Genomic DNA, 5416 nt, shown 5'->3' with positions numbered 1-5416 from the left:
GTCACTTCCACTGGTACTGCCTTTACTTCTTCTTGACCATTAATTTCTTCTGCATACATCAATCCAAAAGCCGTAGGCGTCAATGAACTTAATACAGTGGTAGACAATAACAATGTTGCAATAAGTTTTTTACATTTCATTATTTCATTCCTCCATTTCTTTGCATAGTATGTTAATACAAATTTTCAGTTTTTTTTCCACAAAACAAATAATTTATACAAATAATTTTAGAAAATTACCCTAAAAAAACTATTGAAGGTAGGAAAAAGTGACAAAAGCAATATAAGTTGTTCAGTCCTTCATGGAAAAGAACTTCCATTACTATGACGTCGGCTAACTTCTCAAGATAAACCTTTTTCGACCGATTTTTTTAATAGTGAACTCCTTAATCGTCTGTGAAATCTTCCATGGAAAGACAGCTAACTTTCGTCTTTTACTCACCTGATTTACTAGATAAGCTTACACATCTTTTGGACTTTAGCTTGTATTGGAACCTCATCCGCTTATCTAGCCTTCGTATCAGATTTCTGTTCGTCGAGCCGAGAGTTTGATACACGCTTCCTACAGCCACATCCTTACGGATGCCATCTTGCATTTCTCTAGCTATTTGTTGATATGTACCCTCAAAGTGGACTTTCACCACCTAGCTAGTTGTCATGCCTGGCGCACAATGTGAAAGCCAGTTCTTTAGGCGCTGACCGTTTTTTGAGCTTATAACACTAGAACAAATTCCCCTTTTAAAAGATGGTTATAATTTATTCTCAAAAAACTATATTTTTATTCTTTCCACCTAAAAATACTGCAATAGTTATGGAAAAAGTTAGTGATAGGGATTAAAAAAGCTACCAACAAATTGGTAGCTTAACATTTTTCTATAGATGATGTTCTTTTTACATTTTGTATTCATCAGTTTTTTGTTTATACGCTTTTTCTATAATAGGAAGAAACAACTCTTTTTCCGCTTGTTTTCTTGCTTTTCTTGCATCTTCTAGCTTTGTATACGAGCCCAAATGATATCTTTTTCCAGCTAGATTAATATATGAAAGCCACTTACTATTTAATTGACAAACTCCCTTTACTCCACTTTTATTATTTTTGGAACGATTTGCTATTAAAGATTCCACAAATGTTCCATCGATTTTTTCTCTAAAATCTTGTTTTTTTAAACAACTACAACTTTTTGTATGTCCAGAAATTAAATTTCCATATTGAACGAGACACCATTGGCCACAATCACATTTACAAATCCACTTACAACGAGAAATACTGTTTTTCTGAATAGGGCTTAATGCAATTAATTTACCAAATCGTTTGTTTGTTATATCAACTTTATTTTTACGTTGACAACCGCAATGTGTTTTGCCCCCATGTATTAAATATTTTCCTGAACAATAAAAAACGGTGCCACAATCACATAAACATTTCCAAATAATATAACGACTTTTATCCCGCCTATTAGTGGCTTCTATAACTTCTATACTGCCATATCTTTTTCCAGAAATATCATTGAACTTTCTTCTATTTTTTTCTTCTAAACATCCACAACTCTTTGTTCTATTTCCCTTCAAATTCGTTAGATAAATTTCTTTTATATTCCCACAATCACACTTACAAATAGCAGTTTTATGGGCTCCTTTTTTACTGTATGACAAAATTATTAACTTTCCGTATCTCAATAAATATACCGCTGTCAAAATCTATAAATATCTCTGATAAATTATATAATTTATCAGAGATATTTATATTTCGTGTTTAAATCCACATTGTAATTCTTTCCCCACAGCTGACATTTAAATTAAAAAAATTTTGTTAACCGGATGATTTTACTTGCCTTTGACAGATGTGCTGGATCCCTTTTTTCTAATTTATAGATATTACGAATTTTGACAAATCGGTTTTCCTCCCTCTATTCATAGCATATTTCAAAAGAATTTGATTTCTGCCCATATATATTTTACATTTTTTTACTATTATAAGTCCCCATAATCATACTACTTGTTTCAAAAATATATTTCTCTAATGCAATACTTCAGTTTTTAAATACAAGTTTTTGACGCCCAATTTCTTGATAATTTTGATCAAACAGTACGATCTGGACATCATCTGAAGCTTTCAAATCTTTACCTACATAGTACTTGATTTGTCCATTGGCTAAATCTTTCGAAGCAATTAAAGCTTTCTTTTCACCATTTACTTCAACTCGTTCATATTTTGCATTTGTTCCATTATAGCTTCCAGTAATGGTATGACTCTCTCCTGCCACAAAATTATCTAATGTTAATTTAGTAATAATGGGTTCTTCCAAATTTACTCTTTGACGCCCGATTTCTTGATAATTTTGATTGAACAAAACTACTTGGACATCATCTGAAGCTTTCAAATCTTTGCCTACATAGTACTTGATTTGTCCATTGGCTAAATCTTTCGAAGCAATTAAAGCCTTCTTTTCACCATTTACTTCAACTCGTTCATATTTTGCATTTGTTCCATTATAGCTTCCAGTAATGGTATGACTCTCTCCTGCCACAAAATTATCTAATGCTAGTTTAGTAATAATGGATTCTTCCAAATTTACTTTTTGACGCCCGATTTCTTGATAATTTTGATTGAACAAAACTACTTGGACATCATCTGAAGCTTTCAAATCTTTGCCTACATAGTACTTGATTTGTCCGTTAGCCAAAGCTTTCGAAGATATCAACGTTTTCTTTTCACCATTTACTTCTATACGAAGGAATTTAGCATTCATATCATTGTATGTCCCAATTATGGTATCAGTTGCACCTATTATATATTTATCTAATGTAATTTCTAACGATTTAGAAGGGATTTGTTGATCATATAATTGTTGTGCCTTATTAATAAGTTTTAATAATTTCTCTTTTTCTTGATTATCTATCACGCATTTCTCGCAATTATTTTTCGTCTTAGTAATTTGTTCTTGAGTAACCTCTTGCTTTAATTTATTATTATCTGAACCTTTTACAAATAACTTTTCTACTTCTGCAGTAAAGAATAAATTACCAGCTTTCTGGTATTTTGGCATATCTTCATTTTCAATTTGTTTATGGTATTTATCAGGAGCTGGTACCTTTGAGTCATTTTTAGCTAATTCTTCTTTCAATTGAATAATATTTTCGAATTGTTCAATAGTTAAATTTTTAGCTAATTGACTGTATTCCTTATCTGTAAATAAATGTTCAATAGAATTGTGTAACTTATCTGCAGTGCTATTAACATGTACTTTAATTCTTAAATCTACTTGTCCATAAACTAAACTTTCATTTTTCAAATCAATAGGAATTGAAAAATCATATCCAGTATACAAATCCTTTTCTAACACTTTCTCTGATAAACAATTTATAACAATGTTATTTGTCTCAGTTTCATAACTATAATTCCATTCAGATCCTTGTGCTTCATTAATTGAAAATGCTTTTCCATTCATATTGATATAATCGTTTTTTATTTTAATCCCAGAAATTGTATCAGAATTTATAGTTTTATCAATAATTTGATGACCAATAAATGATTTACCTGGATCTTCATTTGTAGCATATTCAAGATTTAAATTATTTAAAGGAGAAAAATCTGTAATTTTTAGGTTACTAGAACTTAATACCTTGAGATTTTTCAAATTTTTTAATGGGCTTAAATCTGCAATTGTATTACTTTCTTTTGTTGTCATATCTTCCAAAGATTTTCCTATTTTCAAACTTTTTAAATTAGTACAATGTTGTAACCCTTCAATGGAAGAAATCCCTAAATCATCTATGTCCAAATCTTCAATAGTCGCCAAATTTTCTACTGTAATTTCTTTCGTTCCTAATTTATTCATCAATGCTTGTTCCAAGTTTTTATCTGGAATATTCACTATTGTTTGGCTAGAAGGTTCTTGCTGATTAAATAATTGTTGCGCTTTATTGATCCACTCTAATAAATCCGCTTTACTTTGATATTTCCTTAAATTCTCAGCCCATTGGTTGTAATTATCATCCAACTTTTCAATTTCTTCTCTCGCCTTTGTAATTGTTTCTTGCGTGATATCTGAAGCTAGTTTTCCACTTGCTGGTTCTTTATTTTCAAATAATACAAAAGTTAAATCTAAAGCTCTATCCCCTAAAAGGAGTTCTGACGGACAAGGAAAGTAAAAAGTAAAATAAGAACACTTAGATAGTCCTGGCAATTCCCAGTTAAAGAATGGGTGCCTATTGCTATAATACATATATTTATAAAAAGCTTCACAAGGCCAAGTAATTGTTTGAGTAGCTTTATCATAAATTCCACCTGCTAGATTTTCTTTACAACTTTCAATGGCTCCCGAAAAATCAATTACTTGCCCATCCATCCCAATATATTCAGGAAGCTTATAAGAAAAAGTATTATTGGCATGTAACGTTACCGAACCCTCAAAATATCCTCCCATATAAGTTCCTATTCCTTCTTTAATGGAAAGATTCTTAAGTGGACTAAAATCCGTCACAGGTAACCCATATAATCCTAATTTAGTCAATTTAGTTAATCCACTCAATGGGGTTAAATCTGTTACCTGATTGAAATTCTCAGGTCCATAACAAGAAGGACAAATACCTCCTAAAGTTAACCTTTTTAAATTTTTACAGTACTGCAATCCTTCAATAGATTTAATCCCCGAATGCAATAAATCTAGCTTTTCAATAGTTGCTAATTGATCAGCTGTAATTTCATGATTTTCCTCTTGTTCCAACACTTTATTCAATGCTTTTTTTAGATTAACATCTGGTATTGTTACTACTTGTTGATTTTGTTGAACAGTTGGTGCCTGACAATCTTCTTCTGCAAAAATGGAATTTGCCGGCGTAATTGTTCCTAAAATCGAAACAGAAATTAATAAAGTACTTAATGTTTTTTTGAATTTCATTTACATATACTCCTAATTACATATTTGGGCATGTTTAACATCCCCAAATAAAAATACAATCTTATCCGTAGAACTTTTCCTTTATTATTTTTATTATTAAAGAAAATATAAAGACTGCAAAAACCTTGTTAAACTCCATCATCTATCAACCACTTGAATCTATATATTTTGATTTTCAAGTTCTTAATAATTTTGATTACATCAGATTAATTAGACATCAATCAATTTATTTGAACGCTTTCACATTTTGCCACTTAGACTAATAACCAATCAATAAATCTCTCAATTTCTAATACTATACCGTGCCAGTTTTTATTAAGCGATTACAATTATGATATTAAAACAACCTTTTATGATCCTTTTATAAAATTTCCTAAAAAATAAGTATAATGAACTTGTATTTTTACATTTCATTTCATTTCATTTTATTCCGTTTCAGGAAAGCTTGCATTTTTTAGAAGCTTTCCTCTTTTTATTTTTTGTATTCTAATCTATGAGACTCACTTTTAGCAATTG

General features: G+C 30.3%; 2 protein-coding genes. Both read right to left on the bottom strand.

The genetic code is table 11. From position 1 onward, the window contains the following. Positions 1 to 890: 890 nt before the first annotated feature. On the bottom strand, positions 891 to 1676 hold the full coding sequence (locus tag AB3I00_RS14420; protein WP_368025586.1) for an AP2 domain-containing protein: 786 nt from the start codon (positions 1674 to 1676) through the stop codon (positions 891 to 893). A gap of 353 nt (positions 1677 to 2029) precedes the next feature. Continuing rightward, positions 2030 to 4900 carry an immunoglobulin-like domain-containing protein gene (locus tag AB3I00_RS14415; protein WP_368025585.1) on the bottom strand — a complete coding sequence of 957 codons (2871 nt, stop codon included), beginning with the start codon at positions 4898 to 4900 and terminating at the stop codon, positions 2030 to 2032. Positions 4901 to 5416: the final 516 nt, after the last annotated feature.

Source organism: Enterococcus sp. C76 (genome assembly GCF_040886985.1).
Classification (GTDB): Bacteria; Bacillota; Bacilli; order Lactobacillales; family Enterococcaceae; genus Enterococcus_B; species Enterococcus_B lactis.
The sequence above is the reverse complement of the archived record's forward strand: the minus strand, read 5'-3'. Positions and strand labels throughout refer to the sequence as shown.

What these genes read in the sequence shown, in the direction of transcription:
- AB3I00_RS14415 (WP_368025585.1), bottom strand. Translation starts at nt 4,900, where the DNA reads ATGAAATTCAAAAAAACATTAAGTACTTTATTAATTTCTGTTTCGATT.